Annotated in this window: 17 protein-coding genes and 1 pseudogene; 9 read left to right on the top strand and 9 right to left on the bottom strand. The window is 66.6% G+C overall.

The features are described from left to right. Positions 1-282 precede the first annotated feature (282 nt). Genes ACVCMG_RS06500 through ACVCMG_RS06485 form a run of 4 tightly spaced genes read right to left on the bottom strand, consistent with a single transcriptional unit; the run spans position 283 to position 4650 of the window. Positions 283-1881, bottom strand: a complete 1599-nt coding sequence (locus tag ACVCMG_RS06500) for an alpha-amylase family glycosyl hydrolase (protein WP_447115157.1) — start codon at positions 1879-1881, stop codon at positions 283-285. After that, positions 1878-2702, bottom strand: a complete 825-nt coding sequence (locus ACVCMG_RS06495; protein ID WP_447115156.1) for an alpha/beta hydrolase — start codon at positions 2700-2702, stop codon at positions 1878-1880. Before ACVCMG_RS06495 ends, ACVCMG_RS06500 begins: the two co-directional genes overlap by 4 nt. Continuing rightward, positions 2699-3817 (bottom strand): zinc-binding dehydrogenase, encoded by a 1119-nt coding sequence (locus tag ACVCMG_RS06490; protein WP_447115155.1) that lies wholly within the window; start codon positions 3815-3817, stop codon positions 2699-2701. The genes ACVCMG_RS06495 and ACVCMG_RS06490 overlap by 4 nt, the downstream gene beginning before the upstream one ends. After that, the gene (locus ACVCMG_RS06485; protein WP_447115154.1) at positions 3814-4650 is read right to left on the bottom strand and encodes a phytanoyl-CoA dioxygenase family protein; all 837 of its coding nucleotides are present in this window, start codon (positions 4648-4650) and stop codon (positions 3814-3816) included. The genes ACVCMG_RS06490 and ACVCMG_RS06485 overlap by 4 nt, the downstream gene beginning before the upstream one ends. Before the next feature lie 659 nt (positions 4651-5309). On the opposite strand from ACVCMG_RS06485, the pseudogene ACVCMG_RS06480 reads away from it, so the two are divergent. From ACVCMG_RS06480 to ACVCMG_RS06460, 5 genes and pseudogenes are all read left to right on the top strand, one after another. Further along, positions 5310-5507, top strand: a pseudogene (locus ACVCMG_RS06480) (alpha/beta hydrolase); the annotation flags it as partial. A 116-nt stretch (positions 5508-5623) separates the two neighbouring features. Beyond that, the gene (locus ACVCMG_RS06475; RefSeq protein ID WP_447115153.1) at positions 5624-6931 is read left to right on the top strand and encodes an ABC transporter permease; all 1308 of its coding nucleotides are present in this window, start codon (positions 5624-5626) and stop codon (positions 6929-6931) included. A 1-nt stretch (position 6932) separates the two neighbouring features. Next, entirely contained in the window at positions 6933-8165 is a 1233-nt protein-coding gene (locus tag ACVCMG_RS06470; RefSeq protein WP_447115152.1) for an ABC transporter permease, read from the top strand. A gap of 505 nt (positions 8166-8670) precedes the next feature. Next, positions 8671-9696, top strand: a complete 1026-nt coding sequence (locus tag ACVCMG_RS06465) for a type IV toxin-antitoxin system AbiEi family antitoxin (RefSeq protein ID WP_447115151.1) — start codon at positions 8671-8673, stop codon at positions 9694-9696. After that, positions 9680-10519, top strand: coding sequence for a nucleotidyl transferase AbiEii/AbiGii toxin family protein (locus tag ACVCMG_RS06460; protein WP_447115150.1), 840 nt, complete (start codon positions 9680-9682; stop codon positions 10517-10519). The genes ACVCMG_RS06465 and ACVCMG_RS06460 overlap by 17 nt, the downstream gene beginning before the upstream one ends. 120 nt (positions 10520-10639) lie before the next feature. Here the strand turns inward: ACVCMG_RS06460 and ACVCMG_RS06455 are convergent, their stop codons facing one another. From ACVCMG_RS06455 to ACVCMG_RS06435, 5 genes are all read right to left on the bottom strand, one after another. Then, complete coding sequence (locus tag ACVCMG_RS06455; RefSeq protein WP_447115149.1) at positions 10640-12142, bottom strand: MFS transporter; 1503 nt, start codon at positions 12140-12142, stop codon at positions 10640-10642. A gap of 299 nt (positions 12143-12441) precedes the next feature. Beyond that, positions 12442-14415, bottom strand: coding sequence for a M1 family aminopeptidase (locus ACVCMG_RS06450; RefSeq protein WP_447115148.1), 1974 nt, complete (start codon positions 14413-14415; stop codon positions 12442-12444). Then, positions 14412-15647: an AGE family epimerase/isomerase gene (locus tag ACVCMG_RS06445; RefSeq protein WP_447115147.1), complete on the bottom strand. Its 1236-nt coding sequence runs from the start codon at positions 15645-15647 to the stop codon at positions 14412-14414. Before ACVCMG_RS06445 ends, ACVCMG_RS06450 begins: the two co-directional genes overlap by 4 nt. After that, positions 15644-16636: a carbohydrate kinase family protein gene (locus ACVCMG_RS06440; RefSeq protein WP_447115146.1), complete on the bottom strand. Its 993-nt coding sequence runs from the start codon at positions 16634-16636 to the stop codon at positions 15644-15646. Before ACVCMG_RS06440 ends, ACVCMG_RS06445 begins: the two co-directional genes overlap by 4 nt. Continuing rightward, positions 16626-17945: a sugar MFS transporter gene (locus ACVCMG_RS06435; protein ID WP_447115145.1), complete on the bottom strand. Its 1320-nt coding sequence runs from the start codon at positions 17943-17945 to the stop codon at positions 16626-16628. Before ACVCMG_RS06435 ends, ACVCMG_RS06440 begins: the two co-directional genes overlap by 11 nt. 154 nt (positions 17946-18099) lie before the next feature. On the opposite strand from ACVCMG_RS06435, the gene ACVCMG_RS06430 reads away from it, so the two are divergent. The 4 genes from ACVCMG_RS06430 (at position 18100) to ACVCMG_RS06415 (ending at position 24350) form a co-directional block, all read left to right on the top strand. Beyond that, positions 18100-20397 carry a GH92 family glycosyl hydrolase gene (locus ACVCMG_RS06430; RefSeq protein WP_447115144.1) on the top strand — a complete coding sequence of 766 codons (2298 nt, stop codon included), beginning with the start codon at positions 18100-18102 and terminating at the stop codon, positions 20395-20397. 63 nt (positions 20398-20460) lie between these two features. Continuing rightward, positions 20461-22257, top strand: a complete 1797-nt coding sequence (locus ACVCMG_RS06425; protein WP_447115143.1) for a sensor histidine kinase — start codon at positions 20461-20463, stop codon at positions 22255-22257. Next, positions 22254-22700 carry a response regulator gene (locus ACVCMG_RS06420; RefSeq protein WP_447115142.1) on the top strand — a complete coding sequence of 149 codons (447 nt, stop codon included), beginning with the start codon at positions 22254-22256 and terminating at the stop codon, positions 22698-22700. Before ACVCMG_RS06425 ends, ACVCMG_RS06420 begins: the two co-directional genes overlap by 4 nt. A 90-nt stretch (positions 22701-22790) precedes the next feature. Continuing rightward, the gene (locus tag ACVCMG_RS06415; protein WP_447115141.1) at positions 22791-24350 is read left to right on the top strand and encodes a response regulator; all 1560 of its coding nucleotides are present in this window, start codon (positions 22791-22793) and stop codon (positions 24348-24350) included. Positions 24351-24412 lie beyond the last annotated feature (62 nt).

Genomic DNA, 24412 nt, shown 5'->3' with positions numbered 1-24412 from the left:
TTCGCTACGCTCAGGGTGAACGGTGATGGTGCTTCGCTACGCTCGGAGGGTGTGAGAAATTCAAGGAAGGCGGGGCGTCTTGTTGTTCCTTCCCCCGCTTGCGGGGGAAGGTGCCGAAGGCGGAAGGGGGGCGCGGCAGAGCCGCGCTGCTGTTGCCTTTTTACGCCGATCGAAGAGCGCCCCCTTCAGCCCTCCGGGCAGCTTCCCCCGCGACGCAGGGGAAGCGAAAGCCGGCCTCGCGAACTCTCACAACCTCGCGGGGCGAACAGTGAGGGAGGGTTTTCAGCGCACAAGCGTACCCACGATGCGCACCTGCATCGGATGCAGCGTGGCGTCGGGCGAGGCGGGTGCGCCGTGGTCCAGCAGGTCTTTCCAGGTGTTGCCGGCGACGAGTTGCGGATCGAGTCGTGGTTTCGCGTCGACCGTGCCCAGGTTCACCAGCAGCAACGTGCGCTGCGCACCTTCCCCACGCAGGATGCACAGCACTGCGCTGTCGTCGTCGCACAGAACGCGCTGCCCGCCGGCGGAGATCTCCGGCCGCGCGTGGCGCAGCGCGAGCAGCTGCTTGTACCAGTGGTAGAGCGAATCGGGCCGCGCCTGCTCTTCCTGCAGCGAGACACCGTCGTGCGAGCGGTTGAAGCGATCCTTCCAGAACCACTGCTCGCCGCGGTACCAGATGGCCGAGCCGGGGGCTGCCAGGTTCGCGTCCCAGCGGAACGCCTCGCGTACCGGGATGCCCACGGCGTCGGTGAGCGGAATGCCGCCGGACTTGCCGAGGTTCTTCGGCTGCACGCCGCGCATACCCAGCTCCTGCCCGTAGTAGATCAGCGGATCGCCCTTGAGCATCAGCGCGATGGCGGCACCGGCGCGCGCCTTGGCGGGGTCGCCGTGCACCTCGGACATGTAGCGGTCGATGTCGTGGTTCTCCAGGAAGATCAGCTGGCGCTTGCCTGGCGGCGTGGCGACGTCGGTGGCGCGGATGTTCTCCACGATGGTCGCCTTGTCCAGCGACACCAGCGCGCCGCGCAGCGGGAAGGCGAACACCATGTCGGCATGGCCGTCGCGCAGCCATTTCTCGCCGTAGCCCCAGTCGGCCTGTTCGGCGAGGATGCGCAGCGCGGGGCGGCGCGTCTTCAGCGCGTGGAAGATCGGCGCCCAGAAGCCGTCGAACAGGTTCGTGTCCAGGCCCTTGTGGTCGAGGTCGTCCATCATGTGGTCGATGCGAAAACCGTCCACGCCGTCGCGGCCGCTGCCGTCGCCATGCGGGTCGGCCCAGTACAGCAGCAGGTCGCGGAAGTAGTCGCGCACCGCCGGGTTTTCCAGGTTCACCATCGCGATGCCGATGTCGCGGCCGTCGTAGCCGGCCCACTTCGCCTTGCCGAGGAAGGGCTCGGCCACGCAGTGCTGCTTGTCTTTCCACAGGAGGTAATCGGCGTACTTCGCGTGCGGCTTGCAGATCGAGTCCTGCCACCACGGGTGGCCTTCGGCGACGTACTGGAACTCCTGGTCGAGATATACCTTCAGGCCCAGCGCGTGCGCGGCGCGGACGAAGGCGAAGTAGTCGTCCATCGTGCCGTAGGCCGGGTCGATCGCCTTGAACGCGGTGGCGAAATAGTTGTGGTAGTACGGCGAGGGCTGCAGCGGCGTGAGCAGCACGGTGGTGGCGCCGAGTTGCCTGATGTAGCCGAGCTTCGCGGTCAGACCTTTGAGGTCGCCGATGCGGTCGCCGTTGGAATCGCGGAAGCTGCGGAAGAAGATCTGGTAGAACACCTGGCTTTGCGCCTGGGCGGCCGCCGGCACCGCGGCGCGCGCCGGCGGCGAAGCCATGCCGGCCAGCACGGCGACGGCAAGGATGGCGAACAGCGATCGTGCGAGTTTCATGGATCGTCTCCCGTGGTGTGCAGCACGTCGCCGAAGAAACGCAGCGTGCTTTCCAGCGTGGTGGACCAGTAGGGCCAGTCGTGGCCGCCTTCGGTTTCGGCGTAGTGGTGCGCGATGCCGGCGTGCTTCAGGGCGCGGTGCAGTTCGCGATTGGTTTCCAGGTACGGGTCGTCCAGGCCGCAGTCGATGCGCAGCGGCGGCAGGGTTCCGGCAGCGCCGGTCAGCGCGGCCAGCACGCTGCGGTCGGCGGGTGCGGGGCTCCAGTCGTCGCGCGTCTCCTCGATCAGCGCATCGAGCTGCGCGACTTCCGTCACGGCCGACAGCGCCGCGGCGGCGGCGAGGCGTTGCGGATACTTGCCGGCCAGCCCCAGCGCGCCGAAGCCGCCCATGCTGAGACCGGCCACCAGTAGCGGCGAGCGCGCGGTGCAGCCGGCGACGAGCTCGCATGCCAGCGCGGGTACCTCGTCAATGATCCAGCGTTCGGCGTCGTGGTCGGCATGCGCGACATAGCCGGAGCCGTCGCCCCACAGCCCGTCGGAAGGCATGGCCAGGACCACCGGCGGCAGCGCGCCTTCGTCGATCAGCCGCGCGGCGGTGAGGTGTGCCGCACCCTTCAGCGCCCACGCCCAGTGCGAGCCGTACACGCCGTGCAGCAGCATCACGATCGGCAGGTTCGCCACGCCGCGCGCCGAGGGCGGCACGAACAGGGTGACGTCGGCGCGCCGGCGCAGTGCGGGGCTCTTGACGGTGACGAAGGTCAGCCCGTCCGCCGCGAGGGCAGGGTCGGAAACCTCGATGGTGCGGAAGATGTCGTCGTTCATGCGATGCGCAGCACGCCCTTGGTGCTGCGTCCGGCCAGCATGTCGTCGAAAGCCTGGGCGAGCGATTCCATCGGGTAGCGATGGCTGATCAGCGAGGCGAGTTCCAGCTTGCCCTCGGCGATCCAGCCGAGCAACCGCGGAAAGTCGCGCGAGGGCACGCAGCCGCCGTACAACGGCGCCAGGTAGCGCTTGTTCCAGAACAGGTCGGTGAGTTCCACCGTGGGCGAGCCATGCGCGCCGCTCACCTGCAGCGCATTGCCGCCGTTGCGCGCGAGCCGCAGGGGCAGGAACGCCAGCGCAGGCACGCCGGTGGCTTCGAAGGCGTGGTCGGCGCCGCGGCCGTCGGTGAGCGCGCGCACCTCGGCAACAAGTTGCACGTAATCGTCGTCGAGCGCGTGCGGCGCCAGCGTGTGGGTGGCGCCCAGCTCGTGTGCGCGTTGCAGCCGGGCAGAAACGTGGTCGATGGCGATGATGGTGCGTGCGCCGGCGATGCGCGCGCCCTGCACCACGTTCAGCCCAACGCCGCCGCAGCCGAGCACAGCCACCGTGTCGCCGGACGCCACGGCTGCCGCGTTCAGCACCGAGCCCACTCCGGTCATCACCGCGCAGCCGAGGATGCAGGCGGCGTCGAGCGGCAGCTCCGGCGGCAGCGGCGTCACCGCTTCCGCGCGCACCACGGTGTGGCTGGCGAAGGTGCCGAGGTGGAAGGAGCGTTCGATCGGCTGGCCGCGCCAGCGCGTGGCGCCGGCATGGGCGCGGCTGTTGCCGAGCTGCGGCACATCCAGTTCGTGGGTGCGTTCGCACAGCGGCGCGGCGCCGCGTTCGCACTGGAAGCAATGGCCGCAGGGGATGGCCCAGTTCAGCAGCACGGGTTGGCCGATCTCGAGACCTTCCACGCCGGCGCCGATCGCCTCGACGTGGCCGGCGCCCTCATGGCCCAGCACCAGCGGGCCGGGCCAGCGCAGCGAGGCATGGTCGGTATGGCAGACGCCGGCCGCCGCGATCGCCACGCGCACCTCGCCGGCGGCGGGCGGATCGACCTCGACGGTCTCCAGGCTGAAGTGGCTCTCGCCGTCGGCGATGAGCGCGCTGCCGCGGATGACGTTGGCCGTCATGCGGTGACCGCCTTGTCCTCAAACAGCTCGCTCTCAAAAAGCAGGGGGTTCTTCGGCGTGTCGATCACCTTGCCGACCACGGCGCCGGTACACCAGCGTTCCCAGTCGGCCTGCTGCATGTGGTTGTCCGGTGCCTTCAGGCGCATGTCGCGATCCATGTAGATCACCGTCATCACCGAACGCGGCTGCGCGGAGCGGTTGGGGCCGGCGCGATGGAAGGTCCAGCCGGAGTGGAAACTCACCTCGCCCAGATCGAACGGTTCGTCCACCACGCGGAAGCCCTGCGCCTCCATGTTGGCGGTGATCGCGTGCTCGCTCTCGTCCGAGATGCCCAGGTCGCGGCCGAACTCCACGTGCTGGCTGCCGGCGAAGAACGCCAGCGGCCCCATGTCCTGCGGCACCGCCTGCAGCGGCACCCAGGCGGTGATGGTGCGATCGCTGGCCAGCGGCCAGTAATACTGGTCCGCATGCGCGGGCGTGATCCCGCCGGCCGGCTCCTTGTACAGCGACTGGTCGTGATACAGCCGCACGCCGTCCACTTCCATCAGCGCGGCGGCAAGACCGGCCAGGCGCTTGCCGAACACGAACTCGCGTACCGTCTCGCTCTCGCACCACAGGTTCATCACCTGCAGGAACGCGCGGTCATAGGTGCTGCGCTCCTCCAGCGGCTTGGTCTGCGTGTTCAGCGCGATGGTGAGGCGGGTGATCTCCGCGCCGTAATGCGCCAGCTCGTCGGCATTGAACACCTGCTTGAGCTTGATGAAGCCGTCGCGCCGATAGTCGGCGATCTGCTGCGCGGTAAGCGGGTAGGGGCGGTCGAGGTCGATGGCCATGTCGGATTCCTGTCGTGTCGTGCAAGCCGCTGCGGCGATCGCGGGTTGGCTTGACTTGGGTCATGGTAGGAACCCGAAGTGCCACAAACATCGGCGGCACTTGTCCAATCACCGCCGGGGCCTGTCGGATTCATGACCTCATGAAGTCACGCTGCCTGCGTTGGCAGCTATCGGCTGTTCCCGAACATGTCGCGCGACGCCGTCCGACGCTGGACTGCTTTCTTGCCGCGGATGGGCGAGAGCTTTCGCTTGAACGGTCGCGAGAGATGATTCCTTCGGGTAGACGTCAGCTGTCGACCCGTTTCTGCCGGCGGTGACCGTCCGCTTGGGGGACGTGTGGTCTACGACGAACTTCGGTGCTGGCGTTGCCCAACCACCTGCGATGGTGGCCCGACAAATCCGATCTATTGAAATTTTTGCGCGTTAACTTGCAGATTGCTGCCGATGCGGAGCCTCAATTGGGCGAGTATCGGTTTCGGATGCATACCCACTGCTGCGCGCAACGACTGAAGCTTCTGCAGCCAACTGGCCCGAAAAAGCCATGAAATCGTCAGCAGCACGCACGATCTGGTGCGCAAAATTGATAGGGCTAGTCTGGCGTCCTGCCTTGATCGCACAACTTTGGTCGAGCGCCAAAATGAGCAGCTTTATGAAAGTTTGAAGATGACTACATGGATGGGCTGCATCAGTCGCTGGTCTACTACGCTGCGCTCGCCAAGGCGCACGTGCCAGCAGAAATGCATCTATACGCACACGGTGAACACACGTTCGGTTTACGAAGAGCAAAGTTGCCGATCACCGGCTGGACTGCGTTGGCCGACGTGTGGCTAAGGACGATCGCCATGTTGTCGGACTAGTCGTGGCCAGCTGGGCTCTACATCGCTAACGCGGACACTTCCAAGAATACCGAAGACCCGCAAAACGTCGCATCAAGCAAGCCTCCACCGTCAACTATCGGCAAGGATTTTTTCGCGTGTTTGGCTATTACCTTGATCTTGCCCTACGTAGTCTGAAGCGTAACAAGGCACTCACCGCGCTGATGGTGCTGGCGATTGCGCTGGGCATCGGCGCCAGCATGACTACGCTGACTGTGTTGCATGTGCTGTCGGGTGATCCGGTGCCGGGGCGCAGCAGCACGTTGTATTACCCGCAGATCGATCCGCGTGACATGAGCGGCTATCTGGCAGGCAAGACCGAGCCGATGAATCTGATGAGCTGGATCGACGGCATGAATCTGCTGCGCGCCAAACGCGCGGATCGTCAGGCCCTGATGACCAGCGGCCTGGTGGCGGTGCAGCCGCACAATGCGATGCTCGATCCGTTCTACGACGCGGCGCGTTACACCACCGCCGATTTCTTTCCCATGTTCGGCGTGCCGTTTGAATACGGTCGCGCGTGGAATGCGGCGGACGACGATGCGCGTGCGCGCGTGGTGGTGATCAGCGCCGCGCTCAACGACAAGCTGTTCGGTGGCAAGGACAGTACGGGTCAAACGCTGCGCGTGTCAGGGGCGGCGTTCCGCGTCATCGGCGTGCTCGGCGACTGGGATCCCAATCCGCAGTTCTACGACCTCACTCGCAAAAGCTACGGTGAAAATGAAGACGTCTACCTGCCGCTGTCCACCTCGCAGGACGTGGGCGTGAATCACGACGGCGAAGTCCGCTGCTGGCGCAACGCTGGTGCCGGCAAGCACCCCAGCCATACGGCGTCTTGCGCGTGGCTGGAGTTCTGGGTGCAACTGGATACGCCGACCAAGGCGGCCGCATATAAAACGTTCCTTATCCATTACTCGAAACAGCAAAAAGCGCTCGGCCGCTTCCAGCGACCACCCAACGTGCAGCTATTCAACGTCATGCAGTGGCTGGACTACAACCAGGTGGTACCGGATGACGTGCGCCTGCAGACGTGGTTGGCATTCGGTTTTCTGCTGGTGTGTCTGGTCAACACGGTGGGCTTGATGCTGGCCAAGTTCATGCGCCGTGCTGGCGAGCTGGGCGTGCGCCGCGCGCTGGGTGCATCGAAACGCTCGCTGTTCGCGCAATTGCTGGTGGAGTCTGGTGTGGTCGGCCTTGCTGGAGGCATCGGTGGCCTGCTGCTGGCCTGGCTCGGACTGTGGCTGGTGCGCCGGCAGCCGGCGGAGTATGCGGCGTTGGCGCATCTGGACCCGGCGATGCTGTTGGCCACCTTCCTGCTGGCGTTGGGCGCAAGCCTGCTGGCCGGTCTGCTGCCGGCCTGGCGCGCCTGCCAGATCACGCCCGCGTTGCAGCTGAAGAGCAACTGACATGGACATCCTGCCGATCCTCTCCACCCTGCGCCGGCACAAGCTCACCGCATGGCTGCTGATTCTGGAGATCGCGCTGACCTGCGCCATCGTCTGCAACGCGGTGTTCCTGATCGGCCAGCGACTGCGGCGTATGGACATACCCAGCGGCATCGCCGAGCACGAATTAGTGCAGATCCAGCTGGGATACATTGACAATACCCCCGATGCCAAGGCGCAGACGCAGACCGACGTGGCGGCGCTGCAGCAGATTCCCGGCGTCAAGCAAGTGGCGCTGGACCGCTACTTGCCGTTCGCCCTCGATGGCTCGTCGAGCAAGAGCATCAAGTTGGATCCTCTGCAGCAAGAGAAAACGCTTGATGCAGGTCAGTATCTAGGCCAGAACCTGCTGCCCACACTGGGAGTGCAATTGGTGGCGGGTCGCGATTTCCAGCCCGACGAGTTCGTCGACTTCGAGACCGCGGTGGCTGCCTTGAACCGTGGTGACCTGAAGGGCCTGCCGCAGGTCATGATCATCACGCGCGCCATCGCCGAGCGGTTGTGGCCTGGGCAGGAGGCATTGGGCAAGACGCTCTACGTCCGCAACGGCATTCCGTTTCGCGTAATCGGTGTGGTCGCTGTTCTGGCGCGCCAGAACAACCTGCAGCAGGGCGCGCAGTACAGCACGTATTGGCCGCTTCGCATGACCTCGGCCGATGGTGCGAGCTACTTCATCCGCTGCGCGCCGCAGGATAGAGAGTCAGTACTGAAAGCGGCGGTGGCCAAGCTCAAGCAGCTCAATCCCAATCGTGTGGTACTGAAAGCACGCACTTACGATGAGGCGCGCCGCGAGTTCTTCGCCAACGATCGAGCCATGGCCGGCATCCTTGCCGGCGTGATCGCCGCGCTACTGATCGTCACCGCGCTCGGCATCGTCGGCCTGGCCAGTTTCTGGGTTTCGCAGCGCCGCCGCACCATCGGCGTGCGCCGTGCGCTCGGTGCCACCCGCGGCAACATCCTGCATTACTTCCAGACCGAGAACTTCCTGCTGGCGACGATCGGTATCGCCTTGGGGATGGTGCTGGCCTATGGCATCAACCTGTTCCTGATGCTGCATTACGAATTGCCGCGACTGCCGGCGATCTACTTTCCGGTCGGCGCGATCGCGTTGTGGCTGGTCGGTCAGCTCGCCGTGCTAGGGCCGGCATTGCGTGCCGCGTCAGTGCCGCCAGTGGTGGCGACGAGGAGTGCTTGATCTGCCGTCATCGTGAGCTATCAACGTCCGCTATCTGGTGACCCCAGCAGAGATGACGACTGACGGGCCTTGGCCGGTCAGCGACCGTTGGTCGACGTTCGCCGATTCGTAGGCTGGTGAGTGTTGCCGATGATCGCTGTCCGACCCAAAGGGGACGTCCCAGCAAGCCTCTCGGCAGCTAGAACGGGCGGCAATAGGGGACGGAGGCAATTAAGCAGCCGGGATACTGGCCTCACGACGGATGGCGGCTACGCCCTGGTTGGAATGGCGGCATCATTTTGCGCACCATCTGCTCCGTGGGCACAGCGCTGTACTTGCTCATGTCTGGCTTCAATCGCCCCCGCTCGGGCGGATTCAGTAGAGCGAACAATTGTTGTGACAGAGGGCGGGCGCGTTCCATTCTGTCCAACAATCTGGCTTGTCCACAAAGCATGGACGGTAGCTTTCAGTGGACAAGTTTGTCCATTATTGACCGATGTCCACGAAACGTGGACAATACGTATAAATGGACAAAGCCGCCCGAAAACCCGGGGACACCCTACTTCCAGCCGCCCTGGAGGCGGCGCAGAGGCATGGTCTGGATGCGCGCCTGGTTACCGCCGGGACCGCCAAAGGAGAGCGGCAGGCCGATGCGGTTGTTGATATCCACTATGGCGATCACCAAGCGCGGTACGAGGTGGAGACCAAGCGGGGCCTTCGCCCCGGAACGCTGGGCGCCATCGTCCATCAGCTCCGTCAGCTGGGGCCAAACAGGATGCTGGTGACGGATTACGTAACCCCGAACCTCGCAGACGAACTGCGCAAGCGGCAAGTGCACTTCATGGATGCCGCGGGCAACGCTTATCTGCAGACGCCCGACTTCATGGTCTGGGTGAAAGGTGAGCGCCCGCGTGTCGCACCTGAGGCGCCAACAGGCACGGGGCGCGCGTTCACGGCTACGGGTCTGCAGGTGCTGTTTACGCTCCTGTGCGCACCGGAGCGCGCCGCGCTTCCTTATCGGGACATCGCGAAGTTGGCGGGCGTGGCTCATGGCACGGTCGGGTGGGTCATGGCCGAACTGCCGCGCCTGGGATTCCTCGCGACCGTGCCGCAGCATGGCCGGCGCCTGGTAAACGTGGAAACCCTCGTCGCGCAGTGGACAGAGGCATACGCACGCACGCTGCGGCCAAAAATGGTGCTTGGTCGCTATCGCGCCGAGACATTGGAGTGGGCTACTCCGGAGAATGCCCAGCGGTACGACCTTGCCTTGGGCGGGGAACCGGCGGGCGCCAGGCTCACGCAGCACCTCAGGCCTGGCACCGCGACGTTCTATGGCCATCGTCTCGAGCCGCGCCTACTCCTTGAGCAGCGACTGCGGCCAGACGCCGTGGGCAATGTGGAGGTGCTCCGTCGATTCTGGGCGTTCGAGGATGACGAGCAGGGACTCGTACCCACGCTGCTCGTCTACGCGGATCTGCTGGCGATCGGTGATGCGCGATGTCTGGAAACCGCGACACTACTCCATGGAGCAATCCTTGATCGACTTGAGTAGCGATCGGCGTCTGCAGTCGATGGCGGACGTGGTGCGGGCTGTCCTGGCGCAGACAGGTGACGCGCCAGTCCTCCTCGTCGGCGCGATGGCGCGGGACATCCTGTTGACGTATGCGCACGGTATCGCGATTGCCCGCGGTACCGCCGACATCGACTTTGCGCTCGCGACTCGGAGCTGGCTGACATTCCAGCGCACAAGAACGAACCTCATCGAGACCGGCGAATTCATCGCAGTACAGGGGACCATGCACAGGCTGCAGTACAAGAACGGCATGCCGGTCGACATCATCCCTTTCGATGGTGTGGAAGGCGTCAATCGGCATGTCGCATGGCCGCCCGAGCATGATGTCGCCATGAACGTGCTGGGCTATCGCGAAGCACTCCAGTTCGCCGAACGGGTCCGGTTGCCTGGTGACGTTGTTCTCAGCGTCATCTCGCTACCCGCCTTGATGCTGGTGAAGTTGATCGCATGGTTCGAGCGCGGCCGCGATGCGCCTGGAAAAGATGCCTATGATCTCTACCTGGTGCTGCAAAACTACCTTGATGCTGGCAACAGCCAACGACTCTCCGGCGACGCGACCTACCTGTTGGGCGACACATTCGACTACAACCGAGCCGGTGCGTGGTTGCTGGGCGCAGATGCAAGATCTGTTCTTGACCAGCCCGGAAACGAACAGTCCATCACCACTATCACCAGCATCCTGGAGCCGCAGGTGGATCCGGCCGGCACGCTTCGACTGGCAGCCGAGATGGACCGCGCAGACCCTGTGCGCGCCTTGACGCTGCTGCAGGAGTTTCACAAGGGATTCCTGGGGCGCCGCTGAGAAAAGGTTGGGGCAATCGATCACGCGCCAACTGCCGCGTCCACTGGGGCAATCGACCCATTCGCAGCGGCGGGAAGCCGCAGAAACACCAGGTTCCTGATTCGATTGGTGGTTGTGCTACTACCCCTCCCCCAACCGCACCCGCAACGTGCACAATCCCGCAACAAAGAGGCTCACCCCACCCACCGCCAATGCCCACACGGGCTCCCCATGGAAGCACCGCTTCAACAGTTCGCCCAGCACGCTGGCGGCGATCAGTTGCGGGATCACGATGAAGAAATTGAAGATGCCCATGTACACGCCCATCTTTGCCGCGGGCAGGTTGTCCGACAGCATCGCGTAGGGCAGCGACAGGATCGAGGCCCAGGCGAAGCCCACGCCGAGCATGGGCAGCAGCAGCCAGTGCGGGTCGCGGATGAACAGGAACGAGAGCAGCCCTGCGCCGCCCAGCCAGAGGTTGATCAGGTGGCTGGCGCGCAGGCCGCAGCGGCGCACCATCCACGGGATCGCGAACGCGGCCAGCGCGGCGCAGGCGTTGTAGGCGCCGAACAGCACGCCGACCCAGTTGGCCGCCTGGTTGAACAGCGCCGAGTGCGCGTCGGTGGCGCCGAATTGCACCTGGGCCACGCTGGCGGTGGTGTAGATCCACATGGCGAACAACGCGAACCACGAGAACAGTTGCACCCAGGCGAGCTGGCGCATGGCCGGCGGCATCACGTGCAGGTCGCCCAGCACGTGGCCGATCAGGCCGCGTCGGCGGCCGAGCGCGGGGCGCAGTTTCAGCATGAGGTTGTAGCCGAGTAGCAGCAGGCCGTAGACGGCAAGGCCGGCGGCGAGCAGGTAGACCTCCTGGCGCAGCCGGTACTGCTCGATCAGCGAGGCCAGCACGGCGCCGGCCAGCAGCCACGCCGCGCCGTTGCGCCAGATGCCGTGCAGGTCGGGCAGCGCCTGCACGGCAGGCGCCGGGTCGAAGGCCTGCAGTTGCTCCGGCGGATACTCGCGCGTGCTCAGCACTGTCCACAGCACGGCGCCGAACATCGCCGCGCCGCCAGCGTAGAAGGCGTACTTCACCGTGTCGGGAATTGTGCCCGGCGGTGCCACGTTGCTGACGCCGAAGTGGGTGAGTATCCACGGCAGCATCGAGGCGACCACCGCGCCGATCCCGATGAAGAAGCTCTGCATCAGATAGCCCAGCGGACGCTGGCGCACCGGCAGCTGATCGGCGACGAAGGCGCGGAACGGCTCCATCGCCACGTTGAAGGTGGCGTCCATCAGCCACAGCGCGATCGCCGCCGCCCACAGCGTGCCGGCGTTCGGCATCCACAGCAGTGCCAGCGTGGCCAGCAGCGCGCCGACCAGGAAGTACGGCCGCCGCCGACCCAGCCGCGTCCAGGTGCGGTCGGAATAGTGGCCGATGATCGGCTGCACGATCAGCCCGGTGATCGGCGCGGCGATCCACAGCGCCGGGATCTGCTCCAGCGAGGCGCCCAGGGTCTGGAAGATGCGACTGACGTCGGCGGTCTGCAGAGCAAAGCCGAACTGGATGCCGAGGAAACCGAAGCACATGTTCCAGATTTGGCGGAATGAGAGCTCCGGTTTGTCGCGCGCGGCGGCACTCAGCATTGCGGGGTTTGGCGTGGCGAGTTGGTGCGTGCGCAGGGATTCATCGGTAGTTTCCTGGCTGGCGGTGTGGCCCTTGCACTGCGAGATTTGAACAAGCCGTCATCCCAGCGTTCGCTGGGATGACGGCAAAGGCTTGGCAAGAACGGCCCTAGGCTAGGTGCTATCGCGCTGCAGCAACCAACGTCCACATACGTATTCATAACGTCGGGCGATGCGAATGCCTGCGGGCGAGCCGCCAGCGGCATCGTGTGGGCGCGGAACCTCGCCAAGGCAGCCGGTGGCCGGCTGCCGGGCCGCGCTTACGGCATCGCGAAACTGTTGTTGCTGCGATCGCTGTCGGGCAGCGCCAGGGCCGGGTCGAGCGTGGCGGATTTCAGCTTGCGCGTGCCGTCGACGTGGATCACGTAGCTGCGGTGCTGCATCCAGGTTTCCCAAGGCACGCGCACGTCCTGCTTGCTGCCGTCGTCGTAGACCAGTTGCAGGGTGGCGGGCAGCACCAGCTGGTCGAGGTTGGCCACGGTGACGTCGACGCCCTTGCGGTAGTCGCCGTCGGTGTAGGCGGCTTTCTGCACGGCCATGTCGAATTGCCAGTTGTGCTCGAACCAGCCGCGCCAGAACCAGCCCAGGTCTTCGCCGGTGTCGCTTTCCATGAAGCGGAAGAAGTCGGACGGGCTGGGGTGCTTGTACGACCAGGTGGCGATGTAGCGGCGGAAGGCGGGGTCGAAGCGTTCCGGGCCGATGATCTGCTCGCGCAGCAGCACCAGGCCGAAGGCGGCCTTGAAATAGGTGATCGGGTGGCGGTACTTCTCCGGGATCGCGTCGGCCAGGGTCATCGGCGGCGGCGCGGCGGCATCCTTCAGGATGGCGGCGATCTGTTCGGCGGGCGTGCCTTTCCCGGGGGCGTATTCGCTGTCGCGCTTGGGCGCGAACTTGCCGCCGTCGAACGCCTCGGCCTCGTAGACGTCGACGAAGGTGTTGAAGCCTTCGTCCATCCACGCATCGCGCCGCTCGTTGCTGCCCACGACCATCGGGAACCAGGTGTGGCCGATCTCGTGCGCGATCAGCATGCGCAGGACGGCGCCGGCGGCCTTCTTGTGGTCGAAGGTGATACCCGGGTATTCCATGCCGCCGGCGGTGCCGGCTTCGTTGATGGCGACGGGGTACGGATACGGGGAGTAGGTGCGCGAGAAGAACTCCACCGACTTCTTCAGGTTCTGCGTGGCCACGCCCCAGGCCTGGTCGCCGGCGCTCTCCACCGGGTAGGCCGACATCGCCAGCGCGGTCTTGCCATCGGGCAGGTTGATGCGCGCCGCATCCCAGATGTACGCCTTGGACGCGCCGAAGGCCACGTCGCGGGTGTTCTTCATCGCGAAGTGCCAGGTCAGCGTGCCGCCGTGTTTCGGGCGGCTGGCCGGGTCGCCGACTTCGGCGGCGGTGCGGATCATCACGGTGGCGTCGCTGTGGCGGGCCTGGTCGAGACGCTTGCGCTCGGTGGCGGTCAGCACGTCCTGCGGGTTGAGCAGTTCGCCGGAGCCGACCACGAGCATGTCCGCGGGCACGGTTACGCGATAGTCGAAGTCGCCGTATTCGAGGTAGAACTCGCTGTTGAGGTAGGGCTGGGTGTCCCAGCCGCGCAGGTCGTCGTAGACGGCCATGCGCGGATACCACTGCGCTATCTCGAAGATGTCGCCCTGCTTGTTCGCGTTGACGTCGGTGCGCCCGCCGAACTCGCCGGGTACGGTGTAATCCCAGGTGATGTGCAGCTTGAGCTGGCCGCCGTGGCCTTTCAGCGCGGTGGGCAGGGTGACCTGCATGCGGGTGTCGCTGATCGTCCAGCGCGCCTTCTGCCTGTGGCCGCCGGCGTCCTCCACCTCGACCGAGCGGATGTGCTCGCCGCTGGTGAACTCGGTGGGGAACTTGGCGCCGCCGAACGCACCGCGGGCGTCCTTGCGGTAGCGGTTCTGTTCGATCTGCAGCCACAGCACCGGCAACGTGTCGGGGCTGTGGTTGGTGTAGGTGATCACTTCGCTGCCGCTGAGCTTGCGGGTGGCGGGATCGAGCGTGGCCTGGATGTGGTAGTCGGCTCGGTTCTGCCAGAACAGCGGGCCGGGCTTGCCGCTGGCATTGCGCATGGCGTTGGCCGGTTGCGGGTAGGTGAACGGCGCGAACGTCTGCAGCGGGTTGTATGCGGCGGGCGCAGTGTCGGCGGCGAAGGCCGGCAGTGCCAGCAGGACGGCGAGTGTCGCGGCGAGGGTGCAGGTGAATTTGTTCATGCGCTGCCTTGGGAAGGGGGTGTGGTTTGTTCGCTGCGGCGGTGCAGCGTCAGCAGTTCGTGACACGCGCCCATGGTGTGATAGTCGGTCTTGCCGGCCGGGCTCTTCTCGTCATCGATCTTGCGGTTGTCGCGGGTGAGGATGCGGTACCAGGCGCCATGCCGGTGATCCACGAAATACTCCCACGCGTAGGACCACAGGCGCCTGTACCAGTCGTCATAGACGGGCTCGCCGGTCCGTGCGTGCAGCAGCGCGGCGGCGGCCAGCGACTCGGCCTGCACCCAGAAATATTTTTCGCCGTCGCAGACGCTGCCGTCCGGCGCGAAGCCGTAGCAGATGCCGCCGTGTTCATCGTCCCACGCGTGGGACAGCGCGCGGTCGAACAGTTCCCTTGCGCGTGGCAGCAGCCAGTCCTGCGGCGTACCGCGCGCGCGCAGCAGCGGTTCCATGATCAGCAGCAGCTTGGCCCATTCGGTCTGGTGGCCGGGCTGGAAGCCCCACGGCTTGAACAGGTTCTTCGGGTCGTCCCGGTTGAACTCGCAGTCGATGTTCCAGTTTCGGTCGTAGTGTTCCCACACCAGGCCACCGGCCTTGGCGGCCTGGTCGCGGGTCATGCGGTCGGCGAGGGTGAACGCGCGTTCGAGATAGCGCGGTTCATGGGTAGCCTGGTAGGCGGCGATCATCGCCTCGCACATGTGCATGTTGGCGTTCTGGCCGCGGTAGTCGCTGAAATGCCAGTCGGCATCGGCTTCGTCGCGATACAGCCGCGCGTCGGCCTCCCAGTAGCGCTGCTCGAGCAGATCCCAGGTCTCGTCCATCCAGTCTTTGGCTTCCTCGATGCCGGCCTTCAGCGCAGTGGCATAGGCCAGCAAGACGAAGGCGACGCCGTAGGCCTGGTTGGAACTGTCTTCCGGCCGGCCGTCGCGGATGGTCCAGTGGTAACCGCCGTTGGCGGGGTTGCGATGGACCTCGCGCAGGTAGCGCAGGCCGTGCCGCGCCGCGTCGAGATAGTCCGTGCGTTCGAATTCGATCGCCGCCATGGCGTAGTTGAAGACGAAGCGCGTGCTGCTGACCAGGTGGCGATGGCTGCGGTCGTATACCGTGCCGTCGTCCTTGAAGTAGTGGAAGAAGCCGCCGGCCGGGTCGATCGCGCGTGGGTGGTAGAACGCCATCGTCTGCGCGATGTGCTGGCGCAGGAATTCGGGCGAGCGGAAATCGGGTGCGGCAGTCATGCTTGCCTCTCCATGAAGTCGAGCACATCAGCGCCACTGGGCATCGCGGCGAACGAACCGCGGCGGGTGACGGTGAGCGCGCCGCAGGCGGCGGCGAAACGCAGCATCGCGTGCAGGCGCGGCAGCTGGCCTACCAGGCGGTCGAGCCGGTCGGGCGTGGCATCGAGTTCGGCCAGGCGGCACAGCAGGCCGCCGACGAACGCGTCGCCGGCGGCGGTGCTGTCGACCATCGCCACGGCATAGCCCGGCAGTTCCCCTTCGGCATCCGGATGGAACCAGCGCATGGGCCGCGCGCCGTCGGTGACCACCAGCAGCCGCGCGCGGCCACGCCACAGGCGGTCCAGCGCCTCCTCCTCGCCCCCCGGGGCCAGCCAGGCGAATTCCTCGGCCGAGAGTTTCACCACGTCGGCCAGGTGCAGCGCCGGCCATATCCGCGGCAGCGGATCGACGCCGGTCGGCCACAACGCCGGGCGCAGGTTGAGGTCCATGCTGACCAGCGCGCCGGCGCCGTGCGCGCGCTGCATGCCTTCGCAGGTGGCGTCGGCGATGGCCGGCTCGGTCAGGCAGTTGGAGCACACGTGGAACACGGCCACGTCGTCGAATGCCTCGGCGCGGAAATCGGCGGCGCGGAATTGCAGGTCGGCCGTGCGCTCGCGATGGAACATGAAGCTGCGCTCGCCGGCGGCGTCCAGCGTGACCAGCGCCAGCGCGGTGGGTGCGGCCGTGCGCGACACGTCCACCGTGCCCACGCCGGCGCGTTGCAGGTCGGCCAGCAGGAAATCGCCAAAGCGGTCGGTGGACAGCATGCCGGCAAAGCGCGCGTTGCCGCCGAGGCGTGCGACCGCCACCGCCACGTTCGCCGGCGCGCCGCCGGCGAACGGAATGAAACTGGCGGCGAAACCGTGCGCATCGACGCCGCTGGCATGCAGGTCGATCAGCGCCTCGCCGAAGCAGAGGATGGGCCGGGGAGGGGCGGGGTCAGTCGACACTGCTGCGGATTTTCGAGCCGCTGACGCCGTAGAACACGATGTACAGGTAGCACAGCAACGGTAGCGCGAAGGCGTGCTGCAGGCCGATATGGTCGGCCAGCACGCCCTGCAGTTGCGGGATCACCGCGCCGCCGACGATGGCCATGATCAGCAGGCTCGATGCCTTGCTGGTCATCGGCCCCAGCCGCTCGATGCCGAGTGCAAAGATGGTCGGGAACATGATCGAGTTGAACAGGCCGATCGCGATGATGCTGTACATCGCCGTGTCGCCGCTGCTCAGCATGGTGGTCAGCACCAGCGCCGCGTTGACCGCCGCGAAGGTGGCCAGCAGCTTGCGCGGCGAGATCACCGCCATCAGCGCCGACCCGGCGAAGCGCCCGAGCATCGCGCCGCCCCAGTACCAGGATACGTATTTCGCCGCCTGCTGCTCGCTCATGTGGCCGATGTCGGGCATCGACAGGTAGTTGACCATGAAGCTGCCGATGGACACCTCGGCACCGACGTAGAAGAAGATGCCCAGCACGCCGAACAGCACGTGCGGATGGCGCAGCACGTCGGCGAAGCCGTGGCGGCCGTGGTCGTCCTTGTCGGTGGACTCGGTCAATGCCGGCAGCCGGAACATCCACACGAACAGCGCCAGCAGGAACAGCACCACCGCCAGCCCGATGTACGGAAATTGCACCGCCTGCGCCTGCTGGGTGTCGTAGAGCAGGCGTTGCGCCGGTTCCAGGACGGCCAGTTCGTCCGGGCTCTTGACCACGTTGGAGAGGATCAGCAGGCCACCGAACAGCGGCGCCAGCGTGGTGCCCAGCGAGTTCAGCGCCTGCGCCAGGGTCAGTCGGCTGGAGCTGGTCTTCTCCGGCCCGAGCAGGGCCACGTACGGGTTGGCGGCCACCTGCAACACGGTGATGCCGGTGGCCAGCACGAACAGCGCGCCGAGGAAGGCCGCGTACAGATGCAGCGCCGCGGCGGGCCAGAAACCCAGCGCGCCGACGCCGGCGATGGCAAGCCCGGCGACGATGCCCTTCTTGTACCCGAGTGCCGCGACCATGCGCCCGGCCGGCATGCCCATCAGGAAATACGCGCCGAAAAAGGTGAACTGCACCAGGATCGCCTGCGCGTAGTTGAGCTGGAAGATCGACTTCAGGTGCGGGATCAGGATGTCGTTGAGGCAGGTCAGGAAGCCCCACATGAAGAAGATCGTGGTGAGCACGCCCAGCGCCAGCCAGCTGCTGGTGTAGGGCGCGTGCGGCAGGCTGGAGCCGGGCGTGGATGCCGTGGGACGGGGCGGCGTAGCGGCGAGGGCCATGGTGGTTTCCAGTGCGGGAGGCGGTCGGGTGCGCGCCATGCGGCTGGCGGGCAACCGCGCCAATGTAACCGTTTCCACCGTCGCGCCAATCGCGCGCTGCAACATGCTGGCGCCGGTGTTACTTTCGAAATTCGTCCCCTCCACCGAGATTGCCATGACTCCTCGCCCCACGATGCTGCTTGCCCTGCTGGCTGTCCTGGCCAGTTCGCCGGCGCTGGCCGCGGGCGGCCACGCTGCCGACGTCGATCCGCGCATCGGCACCGGCGGCGATGGCCACACCTTCCCCGGCGCCACGGTGCCGTTCGGCATGATCCAGCTCTCGCCCGACACGGCGATGCCGGAATTCAAGCACGCCTACAAGTGGGCCGCCGGCTACCAGTACGGCGACAGCAGCATCATGGGTTTCTCGCACACGCACTTCTCCGGCTCCGGTCATTCGGACCTGGGCGACGTGCTGGTGATGCCGGTGGCAGGCGAAGTGAAACTCGAACCGGGCGATCCCGCCAAACCGGGCAGCGGCTACCGCTCGCGCTTCTTGCACGACAGCGAAGTGGTGCAGGCCGGCTATTACGCGGTGACGCTGAGCGACTACGGCATTCGCGCCGAACTCACCGCCGGTCGCCGCGTGGGCTGGCACCGCTACACCTTCCCGAACGACAAGCCCGCGCATCTGCTGCTCGACCTGCGCCCGAGCATCTACGACTACCCCGGCAAGGTGCTGTGGTCGCAGTTGCGGGTGGCCGAGGACGGCACCGTCAGCGGCTGCCGCACCACGCGCGGCTGGGCGCCCGGGCGCGAGCTGTGCTTCGCCATGCGTTTCAACCAGCCGATGACCGGGCGCACGCTGTACGACCGCGAGCACGACATCGTCTACAAGGGCTTCAAGGGTCCCGGCAACCAGCCGGTCGACCACGACGCGCAGAACGGCCGCGCGCTGGTCGGCGTGTTCGACTTCGGCGCGCTGAAGCAGCCGCTGGAGGTGAAGGTGGCGATCTCGCCGGTCAGCGCCGCCAACGCGGTGGCCAACCTCGACGCCGACGGCAAGGGCTGGGATTTCGACGCCCGCCGTGCGCAGGCGAAAGCCGCGTGGGACCAGGCGCTGGCGGTGGTCGACGTCGACGCGCCGGCGACCGTGCGCAGGCAGTTCTACACCGCGCTCTACCACGCCATGCTTTCGCCCACGCTGAGCATGGACGTCAACGGGCAGTACCGCGGTCCCGACCATGCCGTGCATCAGGCCAAGGGTTACGAGTTCCATTCGACCTGGTCGCTGTGGGACGTCTACCGCGCACAGCAGCCGCTGATGGTGCTGCTCAATCCCGAACGCAGCAGCGACTTCATCCGCTCGCTGATCGCTGCGCGCGAGGCGAGCCCGTTCGGCATCCTGCCGGTGTGGGCGTACCAGGGCCTGGAGACGTGGTGCATGATCGGCTACCACGCCGTGCCGGTGATCGCCGACGCGTACATCAAGGGCGTGCGCGGCTTCGATGCCGGCAAGGCATTGGATGCCATGATCGCCAGCGCCACCTACGCGCCGTACGGCGATCTCGCCGACTACATGAAGCTCGGCTACGTGCCGATCGACAAGGAACCCGAGGGCGCCTCCAAGACGCTCGAATACGCCTACGACGACTGGTCGCTGGCGCAGATGGCGAAGGCGATGGGCAAGACCGATGTTGCCGCCACCTTCGGCAAACGCGCCGGCAACTGGAAGAACGCGTGGGACCCGCAGACCGGCTTCATGCGCGCGCGCCTCAGCGACGGCAAGTTCCGCGAACCGTTCGATCCGACCGCCGCCGGCTACGGCAGCGACTTCACCGAAGGCAACGCCTGGCAGTATTCCTGGTACGTGCCGCAGGACGTGGCGGGCCTGATCGAGGCGATGGGCGGCAAGGCGAAGTTCGTGGCGAAACTGGACGCGCTGTTCGACGCCAAGGTCGACCCGGCGCACTTCAAGCACGTCGAGGACATCACCGGCCTGATCGGCTGGTACGCGCACGGCAACGAGCCCAGCCACCACATCGCCTATCTCTACGACTACGCCGGCGCGCCGTGGAAGACGCAGGAGAGGCTGAAGCAGATCATGGACAGCCAGTACGCCGCGCGGCCGGACGGACTCTCGGGCAACGACGACCTGGGCCAGATGTCGGCCTGGTACGTGTTCACCGCGCTGGGCTTCTACCCGGTGACGCCGGCCAGCGACGTCTACGCGATCGGACGGCCGTTCGTCGGCCGCGCCACGCTGCACCTGACCGACGGCAAGGACTTCACCGTCAGCGCTGCGCCGCTGGATGACGCGCATCCCTACGTCGGCGAGGTCACCCTCAACGGCAAGCCGCTGGCCGGACCGTTCCTGCGCCACGCGCAGATCCTCGCCGGTGGCGAGCTGCACTTCCGCATGCAGGCCACGCCCAACCGCCAGTGGGGCGTGCGCGCCCCGCCGCAGGGATAATCCGCCGGGTCGTGCCAGAATGGAGCGGTCGTTGATGCTGGCGGTCGCGGAGGGCTGGATCGAATGAATTTCCGCAGCTTCATGAGTTGGCGGGTCGCCGGGCTGCTGTCGGCCATGCTGATCATCGTCGGCCTGCCGTACGTGGTGACCCGGCTGAACACGCAGGACACCGTGCTGGCCAACAGCTGGGTCACCCATTCGACCGAAGTGCGCTCGGTCGCCTATCGCGTCGCCTACCTGATCCGCAGCAGCGAGGTGGCGACCTACCGCATGCTGGTCGGCGACGTCGGCGCCGAGACGCGCGCCGAGGCCGAGAGCACCGCGGCACAGGTGCCGCAACTGCTGCAGCAGCTGCGTGCGATGACCCGCGACAACCCGGCTCAGCAGACCTTGATCGGTGCGTTGGAGAACAGCGTCACCGGCCGCCTCACCCTGATGGCTCGTGCGCGCGAACTGCAGCAGCGCGGCGACGTGGGCCGCGCTGGACAAGCGATGGGCGAGGCCACCGACCTGTTTCCGTTCGCCGCCAAGATCGACGGCATCGTCGCCAACGAGGATGAGCTGCTGGCCGCACGCAAGCAGGCTGCCCACCACCGCGAATTCAACGGCCAGCTGGTGCAGGGCATCACCGCGCTGGCGCAGTTGGTGCTGCTGGCGATCATCGTGATCGCCTCGGAGCGGCAGATCCGCCAGCGGCGCCGGGCCGAGACGCGCGAGGGCCGCGCGGTGCTGCGCTCGCGGCTGATCCTGCAGTCCGTGCGCGAGCCGATCGCGCTGTTCGACGCGAACCTCAACAGCCTGCTGGTGAACAACGCTTTCGGCGACCTGTACGGCGAGGACCCGCAGCAACCCTCGCGGACCCTCACCGAGATCGGCGGCGGCGTGTGGAACGACACCGCCCTGTTGCAGCGTTTCCGCGACGTGTTGCTGAGCGATCGTGAACTGTGGGACTACGATCTGGTCCAGCGCACGGCCGACGGCGAGCAGCGCCACATCGTGGTCAATGCGCGCCGGCTGCAGCAGGATCTCACCGACGAACCGGCGCTTCTGCTCACGGTCAGCGACGTCACCGTGCGCGCACTGACCGAGGAGAAGGTGATCGAGCTCAATCGCCAGCTCGAGGGCAAGATCGACCAGATCTCCGACATCAACCGCGAGCTGGAGGCGTTCAGCTATTCCGTCTCGCACGACCTGCGCGCGCCGCTGCGCCACGTGGCGGGCTTCGTGCGCAAGCTGGAGCACCACCTGGCCGGCCGGCTCGACGACAAGACCAGCCACTACATCGGCGTGATCGACAGCGCGGCCCAGCGCATGGCGCTGCTGATCGACGACCTGCTGGTGTTCTCGCGCCTGGGCCGCGGCCCGCTGCGGTTGCAGGCGGTGGACATGCAGTCGCTGGTGGAGGAGGCGCGTGCACTGGCCGAATCCTCGGCGGAGGGCCGGCGCATCGTGTGGACGATCGGGCCCCTGCCGATGGTCATCGGCGACGCCAACATGTTGCGCACGGTGTGGCAGAACCTGCTCGGCAACGCGGTGAAATACACCGGGCGCCGCGAGGTAGCGCGCATCGAGGTCAGCGCCGGGCGCAGCAGCCGCGGCGATTACGAGTTCGCCGTGGCCGACAACGGTGCCGGCTTCGACATGCAGTATGCGGACAAGCTGTTCGGCGTGTTCCAGCGCCTGCACCGCGCCTCGGATTTCCCGGGCAACGGCATCGGTCTGGCCAATGTGCGGCGCATCGTCACGCGCCACGGCGGCAAGGTCTGGGCCCAGGCCACACCGGACCAGGGCGCCACGTTTCACTTCTCGCTGCCGGCCATCGACGTGGCCGGGGCGCAAAATGGAGAGTCGACGGCATGAACAAGAAAGAACTGCGCACCGTGCTGCTGGTCGAGGACAGCCTGGCGGACGCCGAGATGGCGATGGACGCGCTGGCCGAAGCCCACCTGGCCAATCCGGTGGTGCACGTCGAGGATGGCGTGGAATGCCTGGAATACCTGCGTGGCACCGGCGCCTGGGCCGGGCGCGAGCCGGGCGATCCGGCGGTGGTGCTGCTGGACATCAAGATGCCACGCATGGACGGCCTGGAAGTGCTCACCCGCATGCGCCATGACGAGCACCTGCGGCGGGTGCCGGTGGTGATCCTGTCCTCCTCGCGCGAGGAGAACGACCTGGCGCGCAGCTGGGACCTCGGCGCCAACGCCTACGTGATCAAGCCGGTGGACGTGGACCAGTTCTTCGAGGCCGTGCGCACGCTGGGCCGGTTCTGGGCGGTGCTGAACGAGGCGCCCGAAGCCAGTTGACGGCCAATTGATGCACAACGATGCAACCGCGGGCGCGTTTCCGTCCGCGGTTCCAGCAGCAGGGCCGCAAGGCCAGTGATGGAGAACACCATGCCGAACCGGCAGATCAAGTCGATGCCGACGATACGGGTGCTGCAAGTGGAGGACAGCGAGCTCGATGCGGAGCTGGTGCTGGCCGAGCTGGACGCCGACGGCATCCTGCACGAGGCGCGGCTGGTCGACGACGAAGCCGGCTACCTGGCCGCGCTGGACGAGTTCGCCCCGCACATCGTGCTGTCCGACTTGAGCGTGCCGGGTTTCTCCGGTCAGCGCGCGCTGGAGCTGCTGCGCGAGCGCGACGAGGACCTGCCCTTCATCTTCGTCTCCGCGACGCTGGGTGAGGACGCTGCGATCGAGGCGCTGCGCAACGGCGCCACCGACTACATCCTCAAGCAGAACCCCGTGCGCCTGGCCAGTGCGGTGCGCCGCGCGCTGGTCGAGGCCGAAGCGCGCAAATCCAGCCGTCGCGCCGAGGCCGACCTGATCCGCGCGCAGCGTTTCGAGAGCCTGGCGATGCTCGCCGGTGGCCTCAGCCACGACCTGCGCAACCTGCTGCAGCCGCTGCTGCTGGCCGGCGACAGCCTGCGCGACTACCAGGACGATCCGCGCCTGATGCGGCTGGGCAACCTGGTGCGCGATTGCGGCAAGCGCGGGCTGGAGATGGTGCACTCGATGCTCTCCTTCGCCCGCGGTGCCCGCCGCGCCGAGCGCGTGCGCGTAGGCACTCTGATGAGCGCGTTCGGCCTGCTGATGCAGGGCAGCGTGCCGCGTTCGGTGGTGATGGAGCTGGCCATCGACGACCCCGAGCTGGCCTTCGAGGGCAACCACACGGAGCTGCAGCAATGCCTGCTCAACCTCTGCCTCAACGCGATCCAGGCGATGCCCGACGGCGGCGGCCTGCGCATCGAGACCAGCCAGCAGCGGCTGGCCGACGACTTCTTCCTGCCCGAGGAGCTGCCGCACACCGGCTGCTACCTGCGCATCAGCGTGATCGACTCCGGGCCGGGCATGGAGCCGGCCGTGCTGGAGCATCTGTTCGAACCGTTCTTCACCACCAAGGACGCCGGCACCGGCCTGGGCCTGATCTCGTGCAAGCGCATCGTGGCCAGCCACGGCGGCGTGATGCGGGTGGACAGCAAACCCGGCAGCGGCACCCGTTTCGACCTCTACATCCCGCTGGACGAAATGGAAGCCGACGCCGAGGCGATGGACGACATGCAGAGCCTTGAAGGCGCCGCCGAACGCGTGCTGGTGGTGGTGGAGGAGGCCGGCCAGCTGTCGCTGCTGTCCGATACGCTCGATGCCTACGGCTACCAGGCGCACGCCAGCCAGAGCGGCACCGCCGCGCTGCAGTGGATCGAGGCCGGCGGCCTGCCCGACCTGGTGCTGCTCGACGCCGACATGAACCTGTTCACCGGCGTGCGCACGCTGGCCGCGCTGGTCGAACAGGGTTACCAGGGCGGCGTCGTGCTGCTCGCCCGCCCGGACGCGCCACCGGACCCGCAGGAACTGCCCCCGCTGGACAACCTGCAAATCGTGGACAAGCCGGTCAGCACCGCGGCCCTCCTGCGCGCGCTGCGCAAGGGATTGGAGGGCGACGACTCCGCGTAGCCCAGGCACGGCGCGCCGCTTTGCGGTCCGCGTGGCCGGAACCGGCGGTTGCCGCCCTGCGC

Source organism: Rhodanobacter sp. UC4451_H18, from assembly GCF_052978225.1.
Note: the sequence above shows the minus strand (reverse complement) of the source record. Positions and strands in the feature narration are given on the sequence as shown.

Coding starts and splice junctions, on each gene's coding strand:
- ACVCMG_RS06465 (WP_447115151.1), top strand. CDS start 8,671: ATGGACAAAGCCGCCCGAAAACCCGGGGACACCCTACTTCCAGCCGCC.
- ACVCMG_RS06490 (WP_447115155.1), bottom strand. CDS start 3,817: ATGACGGCCAACGTCATCCGCGGCAGCGCGCTCATCGCCGACGGCGAG.
- ACVCMG_RS06445 (WP_447115147.1), bottom strand. CDS start 15,647: ATGACTGCCGCACCCGATTTCCGCTCGCCCGAATTCCTGCGCCAGCAC.
- ACVCMG_RS06430 (WP_447115144.1), top strand. CDS start 18,100: ATGACTCCTCGCCCCACGATGCTGCTTGCCCTGCTGGCTGTCCTGGCC.
- ACVCMG_RS06420 (WP_447115142.1), top strand. CDS start 22,254: ATGAACAAGAAAGAACTGCGCACCGTGCTGCTGGTCGAGGACAGCCTG.
- ACVCMG_RS06415 (WP_447115141.1), top strand. CDS start 22,791: ATGCCGAACCGGCAGATCAAGTCGATGCCGACGATACGGGTGCTGCAA.
- ACVCMG_RS06470 (WP_447115152.1), top strand. CDS start 6,933: ATGGACATCCTGCCGATCCTCTCCACCCTGCGCCGGCACAAGCTCACC.
- ACVCMG_RS06435 (WP_447115145.1), bottom strand. CDS start 17,945: ATGGCCCTCGCCGCTACGCCGCCCCGTCCCACGGCATCCACGCCCGGC.
- ACVCMG_RS06485 (WP_447115154.1), bottom strand. CDS start 4,650: ATGGCCATCGACCTCGACCGCCCCTACCCGCTTACCGCGCAGCAGATC.
- ACVCMG_RS06425 (WP_447115143.1), top strand. CDS start 20,461: ATGAATTTCCGCAGCTTCATGAGTTGGCGGGTCGCCGGGCTGCTGTCG.
- ACVCMG_RS06495 (WP_447115156.1), bottom strand. CDS start 2,702: ATGAACGACGACATCTTCCGCACCATCGAGGTTTCCGACCCTGCCCTC.
- ACVCMG_RS06455 (WP_447115149.1), bottom strand. CDS start 12,142: ATGCTGAGTGCCGCCGCGCGCGACAAACCGGAGCTCTCATTCCGCCAA.
- ACVCMG_RS06500 (WP_447115157.1), bottom strand. CDS start 1,881: ATGAAACTCGCACGATCGCTGTTCGCCATCCTTGCCGTCGCCGTGCTG.
- ACVCMG_RS06450 (WP_447115148.1), bottom strand. CDS start 14,415: ATGAACAAATTCACCTGCACCCTCGCCGCGACACTCGCCGTCCTGCTG.